Origin of the sequence: Streptomyces sp. DG2A-72, assembly GCF_030499575.1 — a bacterium.
Taxonomy (GTDB): Bacteria; Actinomycetota; Actinomycetes; order Streptomycetales; family Streptomycetaceae; genus Streptomyces.
The window spans coordinates 8,310,255-8,333,888 of record NZ_JASTLC010000001.1 but is presented as its reverse complement, the minus strand read 5'-3'; the positions used below and the strand labels follow the sequence as shown (position 1 = coordinate 8,333,888).

27 protein-coding genes and 1 pseudogene are annotated in these 23,634 nt (G+C 70.6%); 16 read left to right on the top strand and 12 right to left on the bottom strand.

All coding sequences use genetic code 11. The features are described 5' to 3' along the window. Positions 1 to 18 precede the first annotated feature (18 nt). The gene (locus QQY66_RS39565) at positions 19 to 993 is read right to left on the bottom strand and encodes an AraC family transcriptional regulator (RefSeq protein ID WP_301985202.1); all 975 of its coding nucleotides are present in this window, start codon (positions 991 to 993) and stop codon (positions 19 to 21) included. Between the two features lie 80 nt (positions 994 to 1,073). On the opposite strand from QQY66_RS39565, the gene QQY66_RS39560 reads away from it, so the two are divergent. After that, positions 1,074 to 1,910: an SDR family oxidoreductase gene (locus QQY66_RS39560; protein ID WP_301985201.1), complete on the top strand. Its 837-nt coding sequence runs from the start codon at positions 1,074 to 1,076 to the stop codon at positions 1,908 to 1,910. 17 nt (positions 1,911 to 1,927) lie between these two features. Here the strand turns inward: QQY66_RS39560 and QQY66_RS39555 are convergent, their stop codons facing one another. After that, on the bottom strand, positions 1,928 to 3,079 hold the full coding sequence (locus QQY66_RS39555) for a YihY/virulence factor BrkB family protein (protein ID WP_301985200.1): 1,152 nt from the start codon (positions 3,077 to 3,079) through the stop codon (positions 1,928 to 1,930). Between the two features lie 133 nt (positions 3,080 to 3,212). Between QQY66_RS39555 and QQY66_RS39550 the strand changes: the two genes are divergently transcribed. The 15 genes from QQY66_RS39550 (at position 3,213) to QQY66_RS39485 (ending at position 18,299) form a co-directional block, all read left to right on the top strand. Continuing rightward, complete coding sequence (locus QQY66_RS39550) at positions 3,213 to 4,847, top strand: acyl-CoA dehydrogenase family protein (RefSeq protein ID WP_301985199.1); 1,635 nt, start codon at positions 3,213 to 3,215, stop codon at positions 4,845 to 4,847. 381 nt (positions 4,848 to 5,228) lie between these two features. Next, positions 5,229 to 6,524, top strand: coding sequence for a GAF domain-containing protein (locus tag QQY66_RS39545; RefSeq protein ID WP_301985198.1), 1,296 nt, complete (start codon positions 5,229 to 5,231; stop codon positions 6,522 to 6,524). A 153-nt stretch (positions 6,525 to 6,677) separates the two neighbouring features. Next, entirely contained in the window at positions 6,678 to 8,012 is a 1,335-nt protein-coding gene (locus QQY66_RS39540) for a hypothetical protein (RefSeq protein ID WP_301985197.1), read from the top strand. Between the two features lie 82 nt (positions 8,013 to 8,094). Further along, positions 8,095 to 8,667 carry a GNAT family N-acetyltransferase gene (locus QQY66_RS39535; RefSeq protein WP_301985196.1) on the top strand — a complete coding sequence of 191 codons (573 nt, stop codon included), beginning with the start codon at positions 8,095 to 8,097 and terminating at the stop codon, positions 8,665 to 8,667. A gap of 150 nt (positions 8,668 to 8,817) precedes the next feature. Next, positions 8,818 to 8,901, top strand: coding sequence for a putative leader peptide (locus tag QQY66_RS50575; RefSeq protein ID WP_310591794.1), 84 nt, complete (start codon positions 8,818 to 8,820; stop codon positions 8,899 to 8,901). 126 nt (positions 8,902 to 9,027) lie between these two features. Further along, the gene (locus QQY66_RS39530) at positions 9,028 to 10,725 is read left to right on the top strand and encodes a nitrite/sulfite reductase (RefSeq protein WP_301985195.1); all 1,698 of its coding nucleotides are present in this window, start codon (positions 9,028 to 9,030) and stop codon (positions 10,723 to 10,725) included. Continuing rightward, positions 10,722 to 10,901 carry a hypothetical protein gene (locus tag QQY66_RS39525; protein ID WP_301985193.1) on the top strand — a complete coding sequence of 60 codons (180 nt, stop codon included), beginning with the start codon at positions 10,722 to 10,724 and terminating at the stop codon, positions 10,899 to 10,901. Before QQY66_RS39530 ends, QQY66_RS39525 begins: the two co-directional genes overlap by 4 nt. After that, positions 10,898 to 11,608 carry a phosphoadenylyl-sulfate reductase gene (locus QQY66_RS39520; protein ID WP_301985192.1) on the top strand — a complete coding sequence of 237 codons (711 nt, stop codon included), beginning with the start codon at positions 10,898 to 10,900 and terminating at the stop codon, positions 11,606 to 11,608. The genes QQY66_RS39525 and QQY66_RS39520 overlap by 4 nt, the downstream gene beginning before the upstream one ends. Before the next feature lie 26 nt (positions 11,609 to 11,634). Beyond that, a complete protein-coding gene (cysC, locus tag QQY66_RS39515) occupies positions 11,635 to 12,171 on the top strand; it encodes an adenylyl-sulfate kinase (protein ID WP_301985191.1) in 537 nt (178 codons plus the stop codon). Next, positions 12,168 to 13,106: a sulfate adenylyltransferase subunit CysD gene (cysD, locus tag QQY66_RS39510; RefSeq protein ID WP_301985190.1), complete on the top strand. Its 939-nt coding sequence runs from the start codon at positions 12,168 to 12,170 to the stop codon at positions 13,104 to 13,106. Before cysC ends, cysD begins: the two co-directional genes overlap by 4 nt. Positions 13,107 to 13,108: 2 nt before the next feature. After that, positions 13,109 to 14,464, top strand: a complete 1,356-nt coding sequence (locus QQY66_RS39505) for a sulfate adenylyltransferase subunit 1 (RefSeq protein ID WP_301985189.1) — start codon at positions 13,109 to 13,111, stop codon at positions 14,462 to 14,464. 223 nt (positions 14,465 to 14,687) lie between these two features. Then, entirely contained in the window at positions 14,688 to 15,791 is a 1,104-nt protein-coding gene (locus QQY66_RS39500) for an ABC transporter substrate-binding protein (protein ID WP_301985188.1), read from the top strand. Between the two features lie 12 nt (positions 15,792 to 15,803). After that, positions 15,804 to 16,622 carry an ABC transporter ATP-binding protein gene (locus tag QQY66_RS39495; protein WP_301985187.1) on the top strand — a complete coding sequence of 273 codons (819 nt, stop codon included), beginning with the start codon at positions 15,804 to 15,806 and terminating at the stop codon, positions 16,620 to 16,622. After that, positions 16,609 to 17,493 carry an ABC transporter permease gene (locus QQY66_RS39490; protein ID WP_301985186.1) on the top strand — a complete coding sequence of 295 codons (885 nt, stop codon included), beginning with the start codon at positions 16,609 to 16,611 and terminating at the stop codon, positions 17,491 to 17,493. Before QQY66_RS39495 ends, QQY66_RS39490 begins: the two co-directional genes overlap by 14 nt. Positions 17,494 to 17,498: 5 nt before the next feature. Continuing rightward, on the top strand, positions 17,499 to 18,299 hold the full coding sequence (locus tag QQY66_RS39485) for a sirohydrochlorin chelatase (RefSeq protein ID WP_301985185.1): 801 nt from the start codon (positions 17,499 to 17,501) through the stop codon (positions 18,297 to 18,299). Here the strand turns inward: QQY66_RS39485 and QQY66_RS39480 are convergent. The 10 genes and pseudogenes from QQY66_RS39480 to QQY66_RS39435 all read right to left on the bottom strand — a co-directional run. Then, a pseudogene (locus QQY66_RS39480) lies at positions 18,250 to 18,519 on the bottom strand (gas vesicle protein K); the annotation flags it as partial. The gene QQY66_RS39485 and the pseudogene QQY66_RS39480 sit on opposite strands and share 50 nt — an antisense overlap. Before the next feature lie 39 nt (positions 18,520 to 18,558). Next, positions 18,559 to 18,768: a gas vesicle protein gene (locus tag QQY66_RS39475; RefSeq protein ID WP_301985184.1), complete on the bottom strand. Its 210-nt coding sequence runs from the start codon at positions 18,766 to 18,768 to the stop codon at positions 18,559 to 18,561. Continuing rightward, entirely contained in the window at positions 18,765 to 19,592 is an 828-nt protein-coding gene (locus QQY66_RS39470; protein WP_301985183.1) for a GvpL/GvpF family gas vesicle protein, read from the bottom strand. Before QQY66_RS39470 ends, QQY66_RS39475 begins: the two co-directional genes overlap by 4 nt. After that, the gene (locus tag QQY66_RS39465; protein WP_301985182.1) at positions 19,589 to 20,017 is read right to left on the bottom strand and encodes a gas vesicle protein; all 429 of its coding nucleotides are present in this window, start codon (positions 20,015 to 20,017) and stop codon (positions 19,589 to 19,591) included. The genes QQY66_RS39470 and QQY66_RS39465 overlap by 4 nt, the downstream gene beginning before the upstream one ends. 2 nt (positions 20,018 to 20,019) lie before the next feature. Next, positions 20,020 to 20,265 carry a gas vesicle protein GvpG gene (locus tag QQY66_RS39460; RefSeq protein ID WP_301985181.1) on the bottom strand — a complete coding sequence of 82 codons (246 nt, stop codon included), beginning with the start codon at positions 20,263 to 20,265 and terminating at the stop codon, positions 20,020 to 20,022. Positions 20,266 to 20,281: 16 nt separating this feature from the next. Beyond that, entirely contained in the window at positions 20,282 to 20,992 is a 711-nt protein-coding gene (locus tag QQY66_RS39455; RefSeq protein WP_301987646.1) for a GvpL/GvpF family gas vesicle protein, read from the bottom strand. Between the two features lie 128 nt (positions 20,993 to 21,120). Further along, positions 21,121 to 21,507 (bottom strand): gas vesicle protein GvpJ, encoded by a 387-nt coding sequence (gene gvpJ / locus QQY66_RS39450; RefSeq protein WP_301987644.1) that lies wholly within the window; start codon positions 21,505 to 21,507, stop codon positions 21,121 to 21,123. A 191-nt stretch (positions 21,508 to 21,698) separates the two neighbouring features. Next, positions 21,699 to 21,956, bottom strand: a complete 258-nt coding sequence (locus QQY66_RS39445) for a gas vesicle protein (RefSeq protein ID WP_301985179.1) — start codon at positions 21,954 to 21,956, stop codon at positions 21,699 to 21,701. Positions 21,957 to 22,385: 429 nt separating this feature from the next. Further along, positions 22,386 to 22,760, bottom strand: coding sequence for a DUF4440 domain-containing protein (locus QQY66_RS39440; RefSeq protein ID WP_301985178.1), 375 nt, complete (start codon positions 22,758 to 22,760; stop codon positions 22,386 to 22,388). Further along, positions 22,757 to 23,311, bottom strand: a complete 555-nt coding sequence (locus QQY66_RS39435; protein WP_301985177.1) for a DUF1697 domain-containing protein — start codon at positions 23,309 to 23,311, stop codon at positions 22,757 to 22,759. The genes QQY66_RS39440 and QQY66_RS39435 overlap by 4 nt, the downstream gene beginning before the upstream one ends. Between the last annotated feature and the right edge of the window lie 323 nt (positions 23,312 to 23,634).

Sequence of the window (23,634 nt, the reverse complement as noted above, 5' to 3'; positions counted from 1 at the left end):
AGGGGCACGCGCGTCGTCCTACCCCACCCGCGTCCGATGCTCCTGCGGACTGACGCCGTACACCCTCTTGAAGGCGTTGGACAGGGCGAATGCGCTGCCGTAGCCGACGTGGCGGGCGATGGCGGCGATGGTGTCGTCGGTGGCGCGGAGGCGGTCGGCGGCCAGGGCTAGGCGCCAGCCGGTGAGGTAGGACATCGGGGGCTCGCCCACGAGGTCGGTGAAGCGGCGGGCGAGGGCGGCCCGGGAGACGCCGGCCTTGGCGGCGAGGGAGGCGACCGTCCAGGGGTGGGCCGGGTCGTCCTGGACGAGACGCAGGACGCGGCCGACGACGGGGTCGGCCAGGGCCCGGTACCAGGCGGGGGCCTCCGCGTCGGGGCGAGAGAACCAGGCCCGCAGCGCGGCGATGACCAGCAGGTCGAGAAGCCGGTCCAGGACGACCTCCTGGCCCGGCTCGTCGCGGACGATCTCCTCCATGAGCAGCGGGGTGAGCGGGCACTGCCACACGTCGGAGGTGAGGGTGATCAGCGGCGGCAGCGCGTCCAGCAGCCGGCCGCTGATCTCGCCCTCCATCGGGTAGGTGCCGATCAGCATCACCGCGGAGCCGTCGAGCCGGTCGCCCCAGGTGCGGACGCCGAGGTCCATGGAGCCGTTCAGGGAGCGGCCGTCGGGGTAGCGGCACTCCTGGCCCGGCAGGATGAGGGCCTGCGGGGCGGTGCCGGGGTCGTCGGCGCAGGTGTACGGGTCCGGGCCGCGGGCGATCGCCAGGTCGCCGGGCGTCAGCCGAAGCCTCCCCCGGCCTTCGGCCGGGGGGACCCCCGTCTCGCTTCGCTCGCCCGAATCCGGCAGGATCCAGGCGGCGCCGCGGACCATCAGCATCACCGTGAGCGGGGCGCGGTCCTCGATGCGAATCGCCCACGGCGGCTCGAAGCACGCACGGATCATGAAGGCGCCACGCGCGCGTGGACCCTCGAGAAGGCCTGCGAGAGCGTCCATGGGGCCAGAGTAGACGCGCACGTATGGGAATGAGCCGTTCAGCGATGGGCTGTTGGGGCGCGCGGCCGTTGACTGGAGGCATGACGGAGAACACGCAGAACATGACGGTTGTGGTGACCGGCGCCTCCGGGCGGACCGGCAGCCGGGTCGCCGACTCCCTGCGGGGCGCCGGCCTGAGCGTGCGAGCGGCCTCGCGCGCTCGCGGTTTCGACTGGGAGGACCCGACGACGTGGGCGGTCACCCTGCGCGACGCCGACGCGGCGTATCTGATGTACCCGTCCGACGTCGGCTCCCCCGCGGCGGCCGAGGGCATCGGCGCGCTCGCCCGGGAGGCGGTGGGGCTCGGCGTACGGCACCTGGTGCTGCTGTCGGCGCGTGGTGAGGAGCAGGCGCCGGCGACCGAGGAGGCGCTTACGTCGTCCGGGGCGGACTGGACGATCGTGCGGTGCGCGTGGTTCGCGCAGAACTTCAGCGAGGGGCTGCTCGCGGAGGGGCTGGTGCAGACGGGCGAGCTGGTGTTCCCGGCCGGTGAGGTGCCCGAGCCGTTCCTGGACGTGCGGGACATCGGGGACGTGGTCGCGGCCGTGCTGACGTCCGGGGAGCGGTATGTGGGGCGGACGCTCGAGCTGACGGGGCCGCGGCTGCTGAGCTTCCGGCAGGCGGTGGCGGAGATCGCCGCGGCCACCGGGATCGAGCTGAGGTACACGCCGGTGCAGGCGCGGGCGTACGGGGAGTTCCTGACCGGCTTCGGCGTCCCGGCCGAGGAGGCGGACTTCCTGGTGGAGGTCTTCGAAGGGCTGCTGGACGGGCGCAACGCCCACGTCACGGCCGGGGTGCGGCAGGTGCTGGGGCGCCAGGCGCGGGACTTCTCGGATTTCGTACGGGAATCAGCGGCGGCCGGCGCCTGGAAACGCTGACCGGGACCGAGCGGACCTCACTGCCCCTCCGGCGTCCCCGCTTCCTCCCCCTTCGGTGCGCTCTTCGCATGGGTGCGCAGGCGTGAGGTCACGTCCTCCGGGGGGAGGAAGCGGGACCAGCGTTCGGGGAACTCGGACGGCATGTCCGGGTCGTCGGGGTCGGTGTCGCCGCGGTGGGCGGCGGCGCGGGCGACGTACTCGGCGACCTGGGCCTCGCGCATCCGCTCGTTGGCGGCGCGGGCCGCGGCGGTGGCGGCGGCCGGCCAGACCCGGTCGATGGCGGCGTTGACGGCGGCCCCGACCAGGACGGCGAAGGCGGACACGCCGATCCACAGCATCACGGCCACGGCGGCGGCCAGCGAGCCGTAGATGGTGGCGCCCTCGACCGTGTTGGTCAGGTAGATCCGCAGCAGGAAGCTGCCCAGGACCCACATCGCGAGGGCGACCAGGGCGCCGGGCACGTCCTCGATCCACGGCGAGCGCACCGGCACGGACACGTGGTACAGCGTCGTCAGGAACGCGATGGACAGCACGATGACGACGGGCCAGTACAGCACCTGCACAAGGGTCTCCGACCACGGCAGGACGTTCAGCACCGCGTCCGGCCCCGCCACCATCAGCGGCAGCGCGACCGAGCCGATCACCAGGGCCACCAGGAAGAGCACGAAGGCGACCAGCCGTGTCTTGACGATGCCGCGGACGCCGTCGAGGCCGTACATCACGGTGATCGTGTCTATGAAAACGTTTACCGCACGCGATCCCGACCACAGCGCGAACAGAAAGCCGATGGAGATGACGTCGGGGCGGCCGCCCTTCATCACGTCGTCCAGGATCGGCTGGGCGATCTGCGAGACCCCCTTGTCCGACAGGACCGTGCGGGAGGCCTCCAGGATGTTCGTCTCCAGGCTGCTGATGGTGTCGGTGCCGGTCCAGTCGTCGACGTAGCCGAGCAGCCCGATCATGCTCAGCAGCAGCGGGGGGACGGACAGCAGCGTGAAGAACGCCGCCTCCGCCGCGAGACCCAGGATCCGGTACTCGATGCACGAGTTGACGGTGTCCTTGAGCAACAGCCAGGCGGTCCGGCGCTTGGAGACGTTCCGGTAGAGGGCACGAGCCCGGTGGAGACGGCCTGAGGGGGGCGTCTCGGGGGATTCACTTGCTGGCTGCACGAACTAAAGGTATCCGCCGCGGGAGGCTCGGCTCATCCCCCGGTGGCGCGGCCGGGTCACCGCGTCCGTCCCATGTGAGGCGTGGCGTGCCAGTGTGGTGACCCTCGCCGTACCGAGGGGTAGGTTCGCAGACATGTCCGGCAATACCCATACCGTGACCAACCAGACCCCACCGCTGGTCGGATACGACGTCTACAGCGCCGACAAGGCCCTGACCGAGGCCGTCGAACGGCACCTCGACCCCGCCCTCCTCGACGAGGTCCGCGGCGAGCTGGCGGCGCTCGGCCGCACCGCCGGCTCGGCGCAGGTGCAGGAGTGGGGCGTCCAGGCGAACGAGTATCCGCCCCGGCTGCGCACCCATGACCGCTACGGCCGTCGGATCGACGAGGTCGACTTCCATCCGGCCTGGCACCGGCTGCTCGGCAAGGGCGTCTCGGCCGGCCTGACCGCGGCCTGGGGCCGGCCCGGCGGACATCTGCGGCGGGCGGCGGCGTTCCTGGTGTGGACGCAGGTCGACGCGGGCAACTGCTGCCCGCTGTCGATGACTCACGCGGCGGTGCCCGCGCTGCGCACCGACCCGGCGCTGGCCGCCGAGTGGGAGCCGCGGCTGACGTCCATGATCTACGACCGTGAGCTGCGCCCGGCGCCGTTGAAGGCCGGGGCGCTGTTCGGGATGGGCATGACGGAGAAGCAGGGCGGCAGCGACGTACGCGCGAATAAGACGTCCGCCGTGCCGCTGGCCGAGGCCGGGACGTATGCGCTGACCGGGCACAAGTGGTTCTGCTCGGCACCGATGTCCGACGGGTTTCTGGTGCTGGCGCAGGCTCCGGAGGGCCTGACCTGCTTTCTCGTCCCGCGCGTGCTGGAGGACGGCACCCGCAATGTGTTTCTCCTCCAGCGGCTCAAGGACAAGCTGGGCAACCGGTCGAACGCCTCCAGCGAGGTCGAGTTCGACGGGACCTGGGCACGCCGGGTCGGCGACGAGGGGCGCGGAGTGCGCACCATCATCGACATGGTGGCCGCGACCCGGCTCGACTGCGTGCTTGGCTCGGCGGGCCTGATGCGGCAGGCCGTCGTACAGGCGGTGCATCACTGCACCCACCGCGAGGCGTTCGGCGGGAAACTCCTCGACAAGCCGCTCATGCGCAACGTACTGGCCGATCTGGCACTGGAGTCGGAAGCGGCGACCACGCTCGCCCTGCGGCTCGCAGCCGCCTACGACGACGGCGGCGAACAGGAGCAGGCACTGCTGCGGCTGGCGGTGCCGGCCGCCAAGTACTGGGTGACGAAGCGCTGTACGCCGATGACGGTGGAAGCGGCCGAGTGCCTGGGCGGAAACGGTTACGTCGAAGAATCCGGCCTGCCGCGGCTGGTACGCGAGTCACCCCTCAACTCGATCTGGGAGGGCGCCGGCAACGTCCAGGCCCTCGACGTACTGCGGGCGCTACGCCGCGAACCACAGGCCCTCAACGCCTACCTCCAGGAGGTCGGCCGAGCACGCGGCGCCGATCACCGCCTGGACGCAGCGATCAAGGACCTCCTGACCGACCTCGCCGACATGGACGGCATCGAGGCAAGGGCCCGACGCCTCACCGAACGCCTGGCACTGGTCCTTCAGGGCTCCCTACTGGTCCAGTACGCACCCCCGGAGGTAGCCGACGCCTTCTGCGCGTCACGCCTGGGCACAGACGGCGGAGCAGCGTTCGGCACCCTTCCGCCCACCCTGGACCTGACGTCGGTGGTGGACCGGTCCAGGCCGCAGGCCTGACCGAAGGGGCGTGGGGAACTGCGCGACCAGCCACAACGAACCCGCAGACGCCAACGCACAGCAGGCCCCACCCCCCGCCGCGTAACCCGGCCCAACCGCCGGAGGCAAGGGTGGTGCTGCGCCGACACGGCACCACCCCCGCCATTGGCCCATTCGAGGCCACGAACGCCGCCCGAGAGCGACGCTGCTCAAGTTTCAGTCAGGCCGCGCGCAGACCACCAGGGTTGCAAGGGGTTGCAACTTGTTGGCGTCTGTGTGCGGAGGGTGTCCCTCCGCTCGCCCTGAACGGCACTATAAGACGAGCATTCAACAAGGGACCGGAAAGCGTCGGCTCAACCGCCCGACAACCGGTTCCCCACAGGCTGTTGCCGGGAGGGCCCCGTGGCGAACTCGCCGATGGACGTGACGCAACTCGCCGCCGTCGACGCGGCGCAGGCGGCGCGGGTACTCAGCGAGGTCCGGGACGCGACCCTCGCCGGACAGCGCGCCCGCCTGCCCCCGCGCCCGGTGATCGGGGAGTCGTGGGGACGCATGCTGCGCAGCGGTGTCGACCCCAACCATGACTTCAGGTCCGGGCTGCTGAACAACGAGGAGATCCAGCGGCGCCGGGAGGAGTCGCCGCTCAGGCAGGTGCTGCCGGTGCTGCGGGAAGGGCTGTTGTCGGTCGCGGACGTCGCGCACCACATCATGGTGGTCGCGGACGCGGAGGGCCGGGTGCTGTGGCGCGAGGGGTCTTCGCCGGTGCTCCGCAAGGCCGACGGGCTCGGCTTCGAACTCGGCGCCGACTGGCGCGAGGACGTCGTCGGCACCAACGGCGTGGGCACACCGGCGGTGGTGCGCCGGCCCGTACAGGTCTTCGCCGCGGAGCACTTCGTACGGTCCCACGCCTCCTGGACGTGTACGGGCGCCCCGATCACCGATCCCAGGGACGGCCGCCCGATCGGTGTCGTCGACGTCAGCGGCCCCCTGGAGACCATGCATCCGGCCACGCTCGCCTGGGTCGACTCGGTGGCCAAGCTCGCCGAGGCCAAGCTGCGCGAACTGCACCTGGTGTCGCTGGAGCGACTGCGCGCGGTCGGGGCGCCGGCGCTGGCCCGGATCGCCGGCCGGGCACTGGTGGTGGACCGGGACGGCTGGACGGCGGCGGTGACCGGGATGCCGTACACGGACCGGATCGCGCTGCCCAAGTCCCTGTCGCCGGGCCGCCGGTGGATGCCGGCGCTGGGCTTCTGCTCGGTGGAGCCGCTGGCCGAGGGCTGGCTGGTGCGGGCCGACGACGAGCCCGTGGCACACGGCGGCGCACGGATCGCGCTGGATCTGACGCAGCCGCGCCGCTGGTCGGTGACGGTGACGGCGTCGGGCGGCGCGGGCTCCTGGACCCATGAACTCAGCCCCCGGCATGCCGAGTTGCTGTATCTGCTGGCCCTGCACCGCACCGGCCGCAGCGCGGCCGGGCTGGCCGAGGACCTGTTCGGCGATCCGGGCCGCACGGTGACGGTGCGCGCCGAGATGTCGCGGGTACGCCGCTATCTCGGCGGATTCCTGGAGCACCGCCCCTACCGCTTCCGTGAGGACGCCGAGGTCGACCTCGTGCTGCCGGACGACCCGCATGCGGTGCTGCCGCACTCCACGGCTCCGGCGGTGGCCAGGGGACGGATGTCGATTCATGTGCCCTGAGGGGGACAAGAGGTGGCATCTTCCGCATAATTGCAGGGTCTTCGTCATGGGCCGCCGCGGTCTGCCGTAGCATCCCTGTACGGGCCACACCCCACCTGCTCCTCGGTCAACGCACGGACCAACAGGCGCAGTTGGCTCGCGTCTGGAGGTTGGATGATGAGTCGCGGCCGACACCGTCGACGCAATCGGGGCAGGGCGCTGCGCGCTGCCCTGGCCGGGACCGCCCTCGCGCTGACCGCGGCCGCCACCATTGTCAGCGCCTCGCAGGCCAACGTCGGCAAGGAGACCGGAGCGCTGAAGCCGCTCGCCTCCGCCGCGGACACCGACCCGCTCCGGCTCCAGGAAGACCTCGTGCCCGAGCGCACGCTCGACCGGCTCGCCGACGAGATGGGCAAGCCCGTCGGTGTCGGAGCCGTACTCGACAGCGCCGACCACACCCTGCGCACCGCCTCGGGCTGCACGGCCGCCGAGCGCACGGCACTGCCCGTCGAACCGGCGGCCACGCGCGCGTACTGCTGGGACGAGGCCGACACCCTGGGCTGGCAGCCCGGTGCGGTCACCTCCTCCGGGGACGCCGACGACGACGGCTGGTGGGGCGGGAACCGGGCGATCCTCTCCGGCTGGAGCCGATCCGACGCCTCCGGCGCGAGCGCGGCCGGCGCACAGGGTCTCGCCCGGGTCGCCTTCGTCGACGCGAACGACCTGGGCCGGCTCAGCTACACGTGGGCACTGCTCGCCGTGCCGGTCGACGGCGGACGTGACTACCGCGCCCTGGCCTCGCGGGTGTCCGGCATGGTCTGGTACCAGGACAAGCTGCTGGTCACCGCGGACGGCGGGAACGGCACCGCGCTGTATGTGTACGACATGGACCGCATCCAGCGCACCACCGTCACCAGTGCCGCGGTCGGCCGGGTGCGTGGCGGCTGGTCGGCGCACGGCAACCGGTGGGTGCTGCCCGCCGTCGCCTCGTACCGCCTGACCGGCGGGGCCTGCGACCCGGCAACGGACACCGGTGTCCCCTGCCTCGGCGGGATCTCCCTCGACCGCAGCTCCACGCCCGACAGCCTGGCCGTGAGCGAACGGGCCGGTACGGACGGCGACCGGCCCACGCGGCTGTGGCGCTACTCCTTCAGCACCGACCCCGAGCGCACCGGACTGCTCGCCACCGACCCGGCCGGGAGGGTACGCGCGGACGAGGCGTACCGGACGAAGACGCCCGGCATAGGGGGCGTCCTCTCCCACCAGGAGACTGGTGCCGCCCGCGCCGACTGGTATCTGGCCGGTACGGGTGCCGGGCGCGGCACGCTGTGGCGGCAGAACGGCGAAGACGCCCGGGCCACGGAGTGCGGGGCCGACGAGACGCACCGCTGCTGGAGCGCGCACACCGCGTCCCTCTCCTACTGGGAGGCGCTCGGCGAGATCTGGTCGCAGTCGGGCCGGGTGCTGTTCGCACTGCCGCTGGCGTCGGTGGACAGGTCGCTCGGCTGAGACCTGGCGCCCATGTCGGCTGCGGCCCGGCTCTTCGGAAGCCGATCGACAGATCCCGCGGCCGGATGATTCCCTGGCGGTCATGACGAACATCCCCGTGACCACCTGGTCCCTGGAACAGACCGACCCGGCAGACCTCCTCCCGGCCGCCGCACCCGAGGGCGATGTACGGGTCGTCCGCGCCGAAGTGCCCTCCCCCGAGTTCAGCCGCTTCCTGTACACGTCCGTCGGCGGGGACATCCGCTGGACCGACCTGCTCGGCTGGACGTACGCGCAGTGGCAGGAGCACCTGGACCGGCCGGGCGTGGAGACGTGGGTCGCCTACGACCGGAGCACGCCCGCGGGGTATGTGGAGCTGATCCCGCAGGACGACGGGGTCGTCGAGATCGAGCACTTCGGGCTGATCCCGGCCTTCCGCGGACGGCGTATCGGCGGGTATCTGCTGTCGTACGGCACCGCCCGCGCGTGGGATCTCGCGGACCGCTGGCCGGGGCGGGCGCCGACGAAGCGGGTATGGCTGCACACCTGCAGCAAGGACGGCGAGTTCGCGATGGACAACTACCAGCGCCGGGGCTTCAAGCTCTTCGACACCAAGGTCGAGGAGGAGCCGGAGGTGGTCGCGCCGGGCCCCTGGCCTGGGGCGCACCCCGCCTGAGGCCTTGGGCGCACCCTGTCTGACCTGGGCAGACACCGGCCGTTTCGGGGCATGTGACCGACAACACCCTTGTCCCACGATGCGGGACAAGGGTGTCCGCATGATGGACGAAGCTGGACTGTGTCCAGATCGCCGTGACACGCTTCCGTCATGTCTGGAACTGGAATTGCCTTGGTGAGTCGGCGGCACGTCGACCTCGGCCGCATGTCCAGCGCCATCTGTCCGGCCCGCTGAGAGCCCAGCCGCGCCGACATCCCCCAGTTCCATCTGATTTCCCGCGCAATGTCGCGCACGTATGCCCATGCGCCGTATGCGCGCAGGTCAGAGCCGCTTCCCGCCTGTCCCAAAGGACTTACCACCATGGCCGCCACCCCGCAGAAGCCTGCCGCCGCGACTCCCCGCCGCAAGGTGAGCCGCCACCGCGGCGAGGGCCAGTGGGCCGCGGGGCACTTCACCCCGCTCAACGGCAACGAGCAGTTCAAGAAGGACGACGACGGTCTCAATGTGCGGACACGCATTGAGACGATCTACTCCAAGCGTGGCTTCGACTCGATCGACCCCAACGACCTGCGCGGCCGGATGCGCTGGTGGGGCCTGTACACCCAGCGCAAGCCCGGGATCGACGGCGGCAAGACCGCGATCCTGGAGCCGGAGGAGCTGGACGACGAGTACTTCATGCTGCGCGTCCGCATCGACGGCGGCCGGCTCACCACCGAGCAGCTGCGGGTGGTCGGTGAGATCTCGCAGGAGTTCGCGCGGGGCACCGCCGACATCACCGACCGGCAGAACGTCCAGTACCACTGGATCCGGATCGAGGACGTGCCGGAGATCTGGGAGCGGCTGGAGGCGGTCGGCCTGTCCACCACCGAGGCCTGCGGTGACACGCCCCGTGTGATCCTCGGCTCGCCCGTCGCCGGTATCGCCGAGGACGAGATCATCGACGGCACCCCGGCGATCGAGGAGATCCACCGCCGGATCGTCGGCAACAAGGACTTCTCGAACCTGCCCCGCAAGTTCAAGTCCGCGGTCTCCGGCTCGCCGCTCCTCGACGTGGCGCACGAGATCAACGACGTCGCCTTCGTCGGCGTCAACCACCCCGAGCACGGCCCCGGCTTCGACGTCTGGGTCGGCGGCGGGCTGTCCACCAACCCGAAGATCGGTCAGCGCCTCGGCGCCTGGGTCCCGCTGGACGAGGTCCCGGACGTCTACGAGGGCGTCGTCTCGATCTTCCGCGACTACGGCTACCGGCGCCTCCGTACGCGCGCTCGCCTGAAGTTCCTGCTCGCCGACTGGGGCGTGGAGAAGTTCCGCCAGGTCCTGGAGGACGAGTACCTGAAGCGCAAGCTCATCGACGGCCCGGCGCCCGCACAGCCCGTGGAGCGCTGGCGCGACCACGTCGGTGTGCACCGGCAGAAGGACGGCCGTTTCTACGTCGGTTTCGCCCCGCGCGTGGGCCGCGTGGACGGCACCACGCTGACGAAGATCGCCGAGCTGGCCGAGGCCCACGGCTCAGGCCGGGTGCGGACCACCGCCGAGCAGAAGATGCTCGTCCTCGATGTCGCCGAGGAGCAGGTCGAATCGCTGGTCGAGGGCCTGGAGGCGCTGGACCTCACGGTGAAGCCCTCGCCGTTCAGGCGCGGCACCATGGCCTGCACCGGCATCGAGTACTGCAAGCTCGCCATCGTCGAGACCAAGGCGCGCGGCTCCGCGCTGATCGACGAACTGGAGCGCCGTATCCCGGACTTCGACGAGCCGATCACCATCAACATCAACGGCTGCCCGAACGCCTGCGCCCGTATCCAGGTGGCGGACATCGGTCTCAAGGGCCAGCTGGTCCTCAACGACCAGGGCGAGCAGGTCGAGGGCTTCCAGGTGCATCTGGGCGGCGCGCTCGGTCTGGAGGCCGGCTTCGGCCGCAAGGTGCGCGGTCTGAAGGTGACGTCGGACGAGCTGCCGGACTACGTGGAGCGTGTGCTCAAGCGTTTCGAGGCCGAGCGCGAGGAGGGCGAGCGGTTCGCCGCCTGGGCCTCGCGGGCCAGTGAGGAGTCCCTCTCATGAGCGAGCGCGCGGCTCCCTTCTACTGCCCCTACTGCGGGGACGAGGACCTTCGTCCCAGCGAGGAGGGCCACGGCGCGTGGGAATGCGCGGCGTGCAACCGCGCATTCCAGTTGAAGTTCCTCGGGCTGCTCGCTCGGGGGCTTCGGCCGAACGACGCAGGGGGAGAAGAGATATGAACACCGTTCAGGAAGAGCGCACGACCGACGATCTCAAGGCACTCGCCGAGCAGGCGGGTCGTGACCTGGAGGACGCCTCGGCGCTGGAGATTCTCCAGTGGGCCGCCCGTACCTTCGGTAACCGTTTCTGCGTTACCTCTTCCATGGAGGACGCGGTGGTCGCCCACCTCGCCTCCCGTGCTCTGCCCGGTGTTGACGTGGTGTTCCTCGACACCGGCTATCACTTCCCGGAAACGATCGGGACCAGGGACGCGGTGGAGGCGGTGATGGACGTCAACGTCATTACTTTGACCCCGCGTCAGACGGTCGCCGAGCAGGACGCGGAGTACGGCCCGAAGCTGCACGACCGCGACCCCGACCTGTGCTGCAAGCTGCGCAAGGTCCAGCCGCTGGAGGAAGGTCTCAAGGACTACGCGGCCTGGGCGACCGGACTGCGCCGCGACGAGTCCGAGAGCCGGGCCGACACCCCGGTCGTCGGCTGGGACGAGAAGCGCCAGAAGGTCAAGATCTCGCCGATCGCCCGCTGGACCCAGGACGACGTGGATGCCTACGTCGCCGAGCACGGCGTACTGACCAACCCCCTGCTGATGGACGGCTACTCCTCCATCGGCTGCGCCCCCTGCACCCGCCGCGTCCTGGAGGGCGAGGACGCACGCGCCGGCCGCTGGGCGGGCCGCGCCAAGACCGAGTGCGGGCTGCACCTGTGACCATCAACCCGACCCTGGAGATGCAAGTGACGACCGGAGCCACCGTCTGGCTCACGGGTCTGCCGAGCGCCGGCAAGACCACGATCGCGTACGAGCTGGCCGGCCGGCTGCGCGCGGAGGGCCACCGTGTCGAGGTGCTCGACGGCGACGAGATCCGCGAGTTCATCTCGGCCGGCCTCGGCTTCTCCCGCGAGGACCGGCACACCAATGTGCAACGCATCGGCTTCCTCGCCGAACTGCTCGCCCGTAACGGCGTCAAGGCCCTGGTCCCGGTGATCGCCCCGTATGCCGACAGCCGTGAGGCGGTGCGCAAGCGGCACCAGGACAGCGGGGCGCCGTACCTGGAAGTGCATGTGGCGACCCCGGTCGAGGTGTGCTCCGTACGCGATGTGAAGGGTCTGTACGCCAAGCAGGCGGCGGGCGAGCTGACCGGGCTGACGGGGGTCGACGACCCGTACGAGGAGCCCGAGTCGCCCGACCTGCGGATCGAGTCGCAGCACCAGACCGTGCAGGAGTCCGCGGCCGCGCTCCACGGCCTGCTCACCGAAAGGGGACTGGCATGACGACGACCGTGGTCACGACGCAGGAGGGTACGGACACCCCGTACGCCCTGTCCCACCTCGACGCCCTGGAGTCCGAGGGCGTGCACATCTTCCGTGAGGTGGCGGGCGAGTTCGAGCGGCCGGTGATCCTGTTCTCCGGCGGCAAGGACTCCATCGTCATGCTGCATCTGGCGCTGAAGGCGTTCGCCCCCGCGGCGATCCCCTTCTCGCTGCTGCACGTGGACACCGGGCACAACTTCCCCGAGGTGCTGGAGTACCGCGATCGTACGGTCGCCCAGCACGGGCTGCGGCTGCATGTGGCGTCCGTGCAGGACTACATCGACCGGGGTGTGCTGCGCGAACGTCCCGACGGGACGCGGAATCCGCTGCAGACGCTGCCGCTGACCGAGAAGATCCAGGCGGAGAAGTTCGATGCCGTCTTCGGCGGCGGGCGGCGCGACGAGGAGAAGGCCCGCGCCAAGGAGCGGGTGTTCTCGCTGCGCGACGAGTTCTCGCAGTGGGACCCGCGCCGCCAGCGACCCGAGCTGTGGAACCTCTACAACGGCCGCCACGCACCCGGCGAGCACGTGCGCGTCTTCCCGCTGTCCAACTGGACCGAGCTGGACGTGTGGCAGTACATCGCCCGCGAGGGCATCGAGCTGCCGGAGATCTACTTCGCGCACGAGCGTGAGGTGTTCCAGCGGGCCGGGATGTGGCTGACCGCCGGTGAGTGGGGCGGGCCGAAGGCGACCGAGACGGTGGAGAAGCGGCGGGTCCGCTACCGCACCGTCGGCGACATGTCCTGCACCGGCGCCGTCGACTCCGACGCGGCGACGCTGGAGGCCGTGATCGCCGAGATCGCCGCGTCCCGGCTCACCGAGCGCGGCGCCACCCGCGCCGACGACAAGCTCTCCGAGGCCGCGATGGAAGACCGTAAGCGCGAGGGGTACTTCTAACGATGTCCAGCACCACCGAACCCACCGAGCCGCTGTCGGTCGAGCAGTTGTCGGAGACAACCCTGCTGCGTTTCGCGACGGCGGGCTCGGTCGACGACGGCAAGTCCACGCTCGTCGGACGACTGCTGCACGACTCCAAGTCGATCCTCACGGATCAGCTGGAGGCCGTGGAGCACGCCTCCCGCAACCGCGGCCAGGACGCCCCCGACCTCGCCCTCCTCACGGACGGCCTGCGCGCCGAGCGCGAGCAGGGCATCACCATCGACGTGGCCTACCGCTACTTCGCCACGCCCAAGCGCCGCTTCATCCTCGCCGACACCCCTGGCCATGTGCAGTACACCCGCAACATGGTCACCGGCGCCTCCACCGCCGAGCTGACGGTGATCCTGATCGACGCGCGCAACGGCGTGGTCGAACAGACCCGCCGGCACGCGGCGCTGGCCGCGCTGCTGCGTGTCCCGCACGTGGTCCTCGCCGTCAACAAGATGGACCTCGTCGACTACAAGGAAGCCGTGTTCGCCGCGATCGCCGAGGAGTTCACGGCGTACGCGACCGAGCTGGGCGTCCCCGAGGTCACCGCGATCCCGATCTCGGCGCTCGCGGGCGACAACGTGGTGGAGCCGTCCGCGGTCATGGACTGGTACGGCGGCCCGACGGTGCTCGAGCACCTGGAGACGGTGCCCGTCGCCCACGACCTGAGCCACTGCCACGCCCGGCTGCCCGTGCAGTACGTGATCCGGCCGCAGACCGCCGAGCACCCGGACTACCGGGGCTACGCGGGCCAGATCGCGGCCGGTTCGTTCCACGTCGGCGAGCAGATCACGGTCCTGCCGTCCGGCCGCTCGACGAAGATCAGCGGTATCGACCTGCTCGGCAAGCCCGTCGACGTCGCCTGGACCACCCAGTCGGTGACGCTCCTGCTCGAGGACGACATCGACATCTCGCGCGGCGATCTGATCGTGCCCAGCAAGGACGCGCCGCCCACCACGCAGGACATCGAGGCGACCGTCTGCCATGTCGCGGACGCCCCGCTGACCGTCGGCCACCGCGTGCTGCTCAAGCACGGCACCCGCACGGTCAAGGCGATCGTCAAGGACATCCCGTCCCGGCTCACGCTCGCCGACCTCTCCCTGCACCCGCACCCGGGACAGCTCGTCGCCAACGACATCGGCCGGGTGAAGATCCGCACCGCCGAGCCGCTGCCGGTCGACTCCTACGCCGACTCGCGCCGCACCGGCTCCTTCATCCTGATCGACCCGAACGACGGCACCACGCTCACCGCGGGCATGGTCGGCGAGTCGTTCGCCTCCCCGGAGCCGGTCCGGGACGAGGGCGACGACGACGGGTGGGACTTCTGACCATGAACTCCCCCGATGTCTACTCCACGTTCGCGAAGGAGGGCGGCCGCGTCGGCAGCGGCGCCCTCGGCAGCGGGCAGGGCGGGGTGCCGCGATGTGCGCGTTGACGTACGCGCACTGCTTGCGCGCCCTCACCCCCCACCGCCGTAGACGAAAACCTGCCGACCTCCCGGCCACGACCTGAGACACCGTGACCGCCGGGCCTCCGAGAGGAACACCTCCCGTGCCTGCCACATTCGCCGTACGTCGCACCCTCGCGGTCATCGCCGCACTCCCCCTCCTCACCCTCGCCGCCTGCGGTTACGGCTCTCAGGCCGAGGGCGACGACACCGCCAAGGTGGCCGCGGGCGCGGAGAAGATCGACGGTCTCGACTCCGTCAGGATCGGCTACTTCGGGAACCTGACCCACGGCACCGCTCTCGTGGGCGCGAACAAGGGCTACTTCCAGAAGGCGCTCGGCGCGACCAAGGCCCAATACCAGATCTTCAACGCCGGTCCCTCCGAGATCGAGGCGCTGAACTCCGACTCCATCGACATCGGATGGATCGGCCCCTCCCCGGCGATCAACGGCTACACCGCGTCGGGCGGCAAGAATCTGCGCATCATCGGCGGTTCGGCGTCCGGCGGCGTGAAGCTCGTCGTCGACCCGGACAAGATCAAGTCCCTGAAGGACGTCAAGGGCAAGAAGATCGCGACCCCTCAGCTGGGCAACACGCAGGACGTGGCGTTCCTCAACTGGATCGCGGAGCAGGGCTGGAAGGTCGACGCGGAGAGCGGCAAGGGCGATGTCTCGGTGGTCCGCACCGACAACAAGGTGACGCCGGACGCCTACAAGTCCGGTTCCATCGACGGCGCCTGGGTGCCGGAGCCGACCGCGTCCAAGCTGGTCGCCGAGGGCGGCAAGGTGCTGCTGGACGAGGCGGACCTGTGGCCGGACAAGAAGTTCGTGATCACGAACATCATCGTGCGGCAGGACTTCCTCAAGGAGCACCCGAAGGCCGTCGAGGCTGTGCTGAAGGCCTCGGTCGAGGCCAACAAATGGATCAACGCCAACCCGGACGCGGCCAAGGCCGCGGCGAACAAGCAGCTGGAGAAGGACTCGGGCAAGGCGCTGCCGGCCGATGTCCTGGACCCGGCCTGGAAGTCGATCCAGTTCACCGACGACCCGCTGGCCTCCACCCTGAACACCGAGGCGGAGCACGCGGTCAAGGCCGGCCTGTTGGAGAAGCCCGACCTGAACGGCATCTACGACCTCACGCTGCTCAACAAGGTCCTCAAGGCCGAGGGCGAGAGCACCGTCGGCGACGCCGGTCTCGGCGCGAGCTGACCGAACGACCCGATGAGTTCCCAGGAGGTGACGACCATGGCTACGACCACGACCCTCGCCAAGGCCGCCGACGGCGCCGCGACGGCCGAACACGCCGCCCGGATCGAGCACGTCTCGAAGTCGTTCGCGGGGCCCGCCGGACAGCAGCTCGTGCTGGACGACATCAGCATCGATGTCGCGCCCGGCGAGTTCGTCACGCTCCTGGGGGCCTCGGGCTGCGGCAAGTCCACGCTGCTGAACCTGGTGGCGGGGCTCGACGCGCCCACCGCCGGGTCCATCACGACGGACGGCCGCCCGGCCCTGATGTTCCAGGAGCACGCCCTCTTCCCGTGGCTGACCGCGGGCAAGAACATCGAACTCGCCCTCAAACTCAGGGGGGTTGCGAAGAGCGAGCGGCGCGACAAGGCCGAGGAACTGCTCGAACTCGTACGGCTCAAGGGCGCGCACGGCAAGCGGGTGCACGAGCTGTCCGGCGGTATGCGCCAGCGCGTCGCCCTCGCCCGCGCGCTCGCGCAGGAGAGCCGGCTGCTGCTGATGGACGAGCCGTTCGCGGCGCTGGACGCCATCACGCGGGACGTGCTCCACGACGAGCTGACGCGGATCTGGGCGGAGACCGGGCTGTCCGTTCTCTTCGTCACGCACAACGTGCGCGAGGCGGTGCGGCTCGCGCAGCGCGTCATCCTGCTGTCGTCCCGGCCCGGCCGGATCGCCCGCGAGTGGACGGTCGGCATCCCGCAGCCTCGCCGCATCGAGGACGCGCCGGTCGCCGAACTGTCCCTTGAGATCACCGATGTACTGCGTGGGGAGATCCGCCGTCATGGCCAGCACTGACACGACACCGGTCCAGGACTCCGGGACCGTAGAGGCGGGCCTCGACGCGCTGGAGACCTCGGTCAGCGGCCGGCCGCCCTTCCGGCAGACCTTCCGCGAGAAGATCCTGCCGCCGATCATCGCGATCGCCGTGGTCCTCGTCGTCTGGCAGGGACTGATCTCCCTGAAGATCGTCGACGACCCCGCGAAGCTGCCCTCCCCCGGTGCCGTGTGGGCCGAGGTCGAGGACGCGTGGCTGAAGGGCACGCTGTTCGACTACATCTGGACGAGCGTCTCGCGAGGCCTGTTCGGCTTCGCGCTCGCCCTCGTCATCGGCACGCCGCTCGGCCTGCTCGTGGCCCGGGTGAAGTTCGTGCGCGCGGCGATCGGCCCGATCCTGTCCGGCCTGCAGTCGCTGCCGTCGGTGGCGTGGGTGCCCGCCGCCGTGATCTGGCTGGGCCTGAAGCCCGAGATGATGTACGCCGTGATCCTGCTCGGCGCGGTGCCGTCGATCGCCAACGGTCTGGTGTCCGGCGTCGACCAGGTGCCGCCGCTGATCCTGCGCGCGGGGCGGACGCTGGGGGCGACCGGACTGCGCGGTACCTGGCACATCGTGATGCCCGCGGCGCTGCCCGGCTATGTGGCGGGGCTGAAGCAGGGCTGGGCGTTCTCCTGGCGCTCGCTGATGGCCGCCGAGATCATCGCGCAGGCACCGGACCTGGGCGTGGGACTCGGCCAGCTGCTGGAGGTGGGCCGCACCAACAGCAGCATGGCGACGGTCTTCCTCGCCATCCTGCTCATCCTGTTCGTCGGTATCGCCATCGACCTGCTGATCTTCAGCCCGCTGGAGCGGTGGGTGCTGCGCAGCCGCGGCCTGCTGGTGAAGAGCTGAGTCCCATGAACAAGAAGCCGGTCCTTCTCGTCATCGCCCACGGCAGCCGCGATCCGCGGCACGCCGCGACCGTCCATGCCCTGGTGCGCCGGGTACGGTCGCGGCGGCCGGGGCTGCGCGTGGAGACCGGCTTCCTGGACTTCAACATCCCGTCCGTACAGGGCGTGTTGGAGTCCCTGGCGGCGGAGGGCGTCCAGGATGTGGTCGCCCAGCCGCTGCTGCTGACCCGCGCCTTTCACGCGAAGGCCGACATCCCCGCCGTACTGCGGGACGCCCCGCCGCGGCTGCGGATCCGCCAGGCGGAGGTGCTGGGCCCGTCCCCGCTGCTCCTCCAGGCGCTTGAACGGCGGTTGTACGAGGCGGGACTGACGCCCGCCGACAAGTCCTCGACCGGGGTCGTGCTGGCCTCGGCGGGGTCCACCGACCCGGAGGCGATCGCGGTGATCGCCGACATCGCGCGGGAGTGGTGGCACACCGGTTGGTGCGCCGTGCGACCCGCGTTCGCCTCCGCGGCCCTGCCCCGCACCGAGGACGCGGTGCGGGAGCTGCGGGCGCTCGGCTGTAAGCAGGTCGCTGTCGCACCCTATGTACTGGCACCGGGGTTCCTGCCGGACCGTATCGCGCGCGGCGCGCACAACGCGGACGTCCTCGCGGACGTGCTGGGCGCAGCGCCCGAGGTTGCCGCTCTGGTACTGAGCCGTTTCCGCGCCGCGGCGTCGCGCGGACCGGCGCGGCGCGAGGTGCATGGGGTGGGCGTCAGTCGGCCGTTGGCAGCAGGGTTCCGAGCGGTCCCAGGTCCAGGTTGAGGTCTTCCAGGCGCAGGTCATAGCGGTCGCAGAGGTCCTGCATGCGGTCGTGGAGGAGCATCAGCGTCAGGCCGACGCGTTCCTCCTGTTCCTCCGTGAGGTTGCCGTTGTCGACGCGGTGGAGCGCCTGGCGTTCCATGAGCTGGCGGAGGAGTTCGACGACGGTCAGCACCAGCTTGACCAGGTCGCGCTCGACGGTGTCCGGGTCGGTCGACAGGCGGTGGGCGGCGCGGGTGTCCGGGGACGGGGACATGGGACCTCAAGGTTGTGGGACGGGACGGGCCGCGTCGGCGACCATGGCGGTGACCGCGGGGGCGATGACGGCCCGGAGGTCGATGCGGACCAGGTCGACGTCCGCGATGGACAGGATGAGGTCGCCGGTGAGGACGACGCCGCCCTGGAGGAGCCGGTCGAGGAGGTCGATGAGGGCGACCGGACGGTCGGCGTGGGGGGTGACGGTGCCGGTCACGGAACGGGCTCCGGCTGGAGGGCGAAGGAGTACGGCGCCCAGGGTCCGGTGACTTCCACATGGACGCCGGGGAGTCTCTCGGCGGCTCTCCGCACACCGGTACGGAACTGGTCGACGTGGTCGGCGTGAACGAGGTAGGCGTCGTTGCTGACGTTGGTGCCGGAGGCCGAACCGGCGAGGTCACCGCGTTGGGGGCGGTGGGCGACGCGGTCGACGGCGAGGGCGGCGGCCGTCTCGGTGAGGCGGGTGGCTGCCTCGGTGGCCGCCTGCCGGGCGTCCTCGGCCGTACGCCATCGGCGGCGCCGTACGGCCAGGTAGGCGCGGCCGGCGCCGAGGCCTGAGGCCGGGGCAGGTTCAGTGTCGGGGTCGGGGTCGAGGTCGGGGTCGGGCGGTGCGGTGTCCGGAGCGGCGTAGATCTTGAGCCCGAGTTCCACATGGCCGGTGAGGCGGTCCAGCAGGGACAGGAAGTCGTCGCCGCGCTCGTCGAGGGCCTGCCGCACCCGGTCCTCGTCGCGGTACACGGTGGCCAGGCGCAGCGGCAGCACGGCGGCGCCGCACCCGACGAGTGCGGCGACGACGGCGTGGTGGGCGCGGGCCGCGGATTCCAGCCAGTCCAGGTCCTCCAGACCGGCCTTGAGGGGCGCCTCCTCGAAGTCCGCAGCCGGGACGGGGCCGATGGCGGCGGCGAGTTCCTGAGTGCCGTCCGCGGACTCCACCAGGCGTATCGGTTCGCCGGCGACCCCCCGCAGGTCCGCCACGGCCTCGGCGGCCTCAGGGGTGCGGCGCAGTACGGCGTAGACATAGACGATGTCCGTGTCGGTCATGGCTGGAGTCTCCTGTCGGCCGCGCTGTCCACCCGCAGCTCCGCGATCTCGGCGCGCAGGCGTTCGTTCTCCTCTGCCAGGGCCCGGGCCGGGTCGTCGGCGGGCGGCGGGCTCGTCTCCCCGGCGAGGGACCGGCCGGGGCGGCCGGCGCGGTTGGCTCCGGAGGAGAGGGAGGGGTCGTGTTCCCACCAGTCGATGCCCATCTCCTTCGCCTTGTCGACGGAGACGACGAGCAGCCGCAGCTTGATGGTGAGCAGCTCGATGTCGAGCAGGTTGATGCGGATGTCGCCCGCGATCACCACGCCCTTGTCGAGGACACGTTCGAGGATGTCGGCGAGGTTGGCGGTCTGGCCGCCGGGCCCGGGGTCGTACGGGGACGGCGGGCGGGGCGGCCCGGTGAATGCGGCTGCTACCGGTTGTGTCATGGTCAGGGGGCTCGTCTCCTGGCGGTGATCTCGTCGAGTCGGTCCAGCAGTTCGTCCTCGCGGCGGTCGTACTCGTCCTCGTCGATCCGCCCGTCCAGCAGGGCCCGTTCCAGGTCGACGAGCGCCTGCCGGACGGGATCGGGGTCGTAGTACTCCGCCTCGGCGACCTTCTGCACCTGTTCAGCGGCCCAGAGCGTGGTGCGCAGGGGCGCGAGCGGGAGGGTGAAGATGCCGGTCAGCAGGCCCATGAGGCGGGCTCCATGGTCAGGCGGCGAAGCTGTACGGCGGCAGGGGACCGCGCAGCCGGAAGTCGTAGCCCTCGCCGTAGTCGCGCGCCAGCCGCAGGCCGGCGTGGGCGAACTCGTGGGCACGGGCGCGGTCGACGAGGAACGAGGCGTTGAGGAAGGCGTCCTTCGACGGGGCGGCCACGACCCGGGCGCGGGCCAGTCCGGACAGCTGCTCGACGACCTGGTCGGCCAGCCGCCGCTGCCGGGCGTCGATCTGGCGGGCCACCAGCTCGCCGAGGGCGACGCGGTCCTCGTGTGTGCCGTTGCCTTCGCGTGTGCGCTGGTTGAGCCGACGGGCCTCCTCGGACTCGTGGAGAATCTCGCGCAGGAGGTCGTCCTGGGAACGGGCGGCCTTGAGGTTGAACTCGGTGGCGCCGTGCAGCTCGGCGAGCCTGCGGATGTACTCCTCGCCCTTCTCCTCCAGGGCTGCCCGCAGGGCGGTGTCGTCGGGGGCGAGCAGACCGAACCTCATGGGAAGGACCGCTCCGTCGGCCATCAACCGTTCCTGGAGTGCCTGGTGGGCGGCCAGGTCACGGCGTTTGGGACGCAGGTCCGGGGGTGCGGGGCTGACGACGGCGGCGAGCGGGCCGTGGACCACCGCGCGCAGCGGGGCGTCGGACCCGCCGACCGGGCGCAGGCTGTTGAGGCGCAGGGGATGGTCGGAGCCCGCGATGGCGTAGACGTACAGGGGCTGGTGCTGGTCCGGAGCGAGCTCCGGGGCCGGTTCGACGGGGGATTCGAGTCGGACGGGGGATTCGGGGCCGGCCTCGTTCCCGGGTTTCTGCTCGGCCCCGGTCTCGGTCCTCGGGGCGCTGCTCACCGGTCCTCCTGCTTGTCGCGGTCGAAGAGGTCGCCGATCGCGTCGGCCGCACCACTGATGGCGCCGCCGATGGCGCCGCCGGTCGCGCCGCTGGCGCCGCTCTCGACCAGGTTGCCGACGATGTCGGTGAGCTTGTCGGGGGCCTTGCGACCGGACTCCAGGTCGAGGCGGTTGCAGGCCTCGGCGAAGCGGAGGTAGGTGTCGACGCTCGCGATGACGATCCGTACGTCGATCTTGAGGATCTCGATGCCGACCAGCGAGACACGGACGAACACGTCGATGACGAGCCCGCGGTCCAGGATCAGTTCGAGGATGTCGTAGAGTCCGGCGGTCCCCGAACCGCTGGAGGTGCTGGCGGGTTGCGTCCCCGCGGTCTGCGTCATGACGGTCACGTACGGTTCCTCTCGCTGGACTCCGTTCTCGGGACGGCACCGGTTGCCGGTTGCGCTGTGACGCCGCACCTGGTCGGTACGGCGCGGCAACGGACGGGCACCGTGCCGCTATGGGGTACGGGTGCGACAGCGGCCACGTTCACGGCGAGAACGCGAACAATTGCGGGAGGGAACGTGAAGGTCTAGCGGCCTCGGTCGAGTTGGCCGCGGGCGTAACGGCGTATCCGCTCGTAGCCGAGGAGTTGGCCCTGGAGGTCCAGGGTGACCCGGTAGGTCGCCATGACGGTCATGGTGTCGGGGACCCGCTCCAGCTCCACGACCTCCACGTCGGCCGTCCAGCCGTCCTGAGCCGGCCGGAGGGCGGAGACGGCCTCCGGGGTGGTGCCGAGCAGCTCGGCGAGCTGGACCACTGCACCGCGCATGGCCTGCGGGGCGCTCACGCGGCCCGCGGGACCTGTCGGGTGTCCGGCCGCGGGACCTCCGGGGGGATTTCCGGTCGTGGCGGTCGTGTCAGTCGTGGCGGTCGTGTCAGGTGAGGCGGCCGTCGTGTGATCAGAGGAGGTCGTCGCGTCAGGGGAGGTCGTCATGTGGGAGGAGTTCGGGGCGTAAGGGAGGTTCGCCGGGTAGGGGGAGTGCGCCGTGTACGGGGAGTCGGTGGCGTCGGGGGAGACTGTCGCTTCAATGGAGCTCGTGGCTTCCGCAGGGTCCCGGTCTGTGCTTGTCATGGTCCTACCGTGCCAACTCCGCCGCCCGCATGGGGAGCGATTCGACCAACGATCCCGCTCCGGACGGGAGTTGGCGGCTCGCCGAGGTATACGGGTCTGTGGTTCGTACGGGCCAACGTCCGCCGCGATCTGGCGTGCGGAACGTCAGCCTTCCTCGGCGCTGAACGGTGTCCCCTGGTGGAAGTAGAGCAGCCAGCCCCTGTGGGTGAGCCGCCACAGGGAACTGCGGTGTGCGCGGCGGCCGTTGTTGTCCGTGTCGAAGGTGAGGTGGACGAGGTCGGGCGCGAGCTGGACGCCCTTCATACGAGAGGTGCCGATCGGCCGGGCGCCGGGCTCGGTCGTCGCGGCCGGCGAGGCGATGACCGAGGCCCGGTCCCAGACCCGGCCGGAAGCGCCGAACTCGTGGAAGTCGGGGTGCAGCAGTGCCCCGAGCAGTTCGGGCGAGCGGCGGACTTCCGGGTCAAGCAGCCTCAACTCGCCCTCGATGGCCACGTTCACGACGGAATCGTTCTCAGTCACTGGTCATTTCCACGAGTCATTTCCACGAGTTTGACGACGGTGTTCCAGTTGCGGCTGGTGGCGATCAAACCCTTGTTGAACCGGGGGCGCGACAGAATTTCGGCGAGCTTGGAGCGCCCGAGGCCGTTCGGCACGTACAGGTACAGCGCGCGGTCGCCGAGCCGGAACTCCTCGGGGAGATAGGCGGCCTGGTCGATCTCGGCGAAGCGGTCGGGGTCGACTGGCGCGGAGAAGTAGGTGACGTGCAGCTGTTTGGCCTCGAGGTCGGCGGCCGGGAACGGACAGGCCTCGGCGACCGCCTTCAGATAGGCGTGGTCGCGCACGATCACGTCGACGCCGAAGCCGAAGTGCTTCTCGATCGCCCGCGTCAGCTCCGCGGCGAGGGATTCCGCGTCGCCGTGGCCGCTGGAGAACACGGCCTGGCCGCTCTGGAGATAGGTGCGTACGCCGTCGTAGCCGAGGCCCTCCATGAGCGTGCGCAGCTCGGCCATCGCGACCTTCCTGCTGCCCCCCACGTTGATTCCGCGCAGCAGCGCCGCATACGTCGTCATCCGCCCAGCTTATGCGGCCGTCGTGCCCCGTGGGGGTGGGCACGACGGCCGCGTCCGCAGGGGCGGACTCCGGGAAACTCTGGCCGATCGACGGCGTGCGGATCAACGACTCCAGGCACCTGTGACTTATTCAACAACCTTGAGTAATGCGCTTGTAAGGACAAGTGGGACGCTCTGCCGGCGTCCCGGGCACCCTGGTCCCCGCCCCCGAGAACTCCGGGTAGATGTAAGGGACCACGGTCCTCCCCAGTGGTGAGACCTCGGGGTCCAAGGGGATGAGTCGCAGCCAGGACACCTCACCGGGCAGCACGACGAGATGGCTT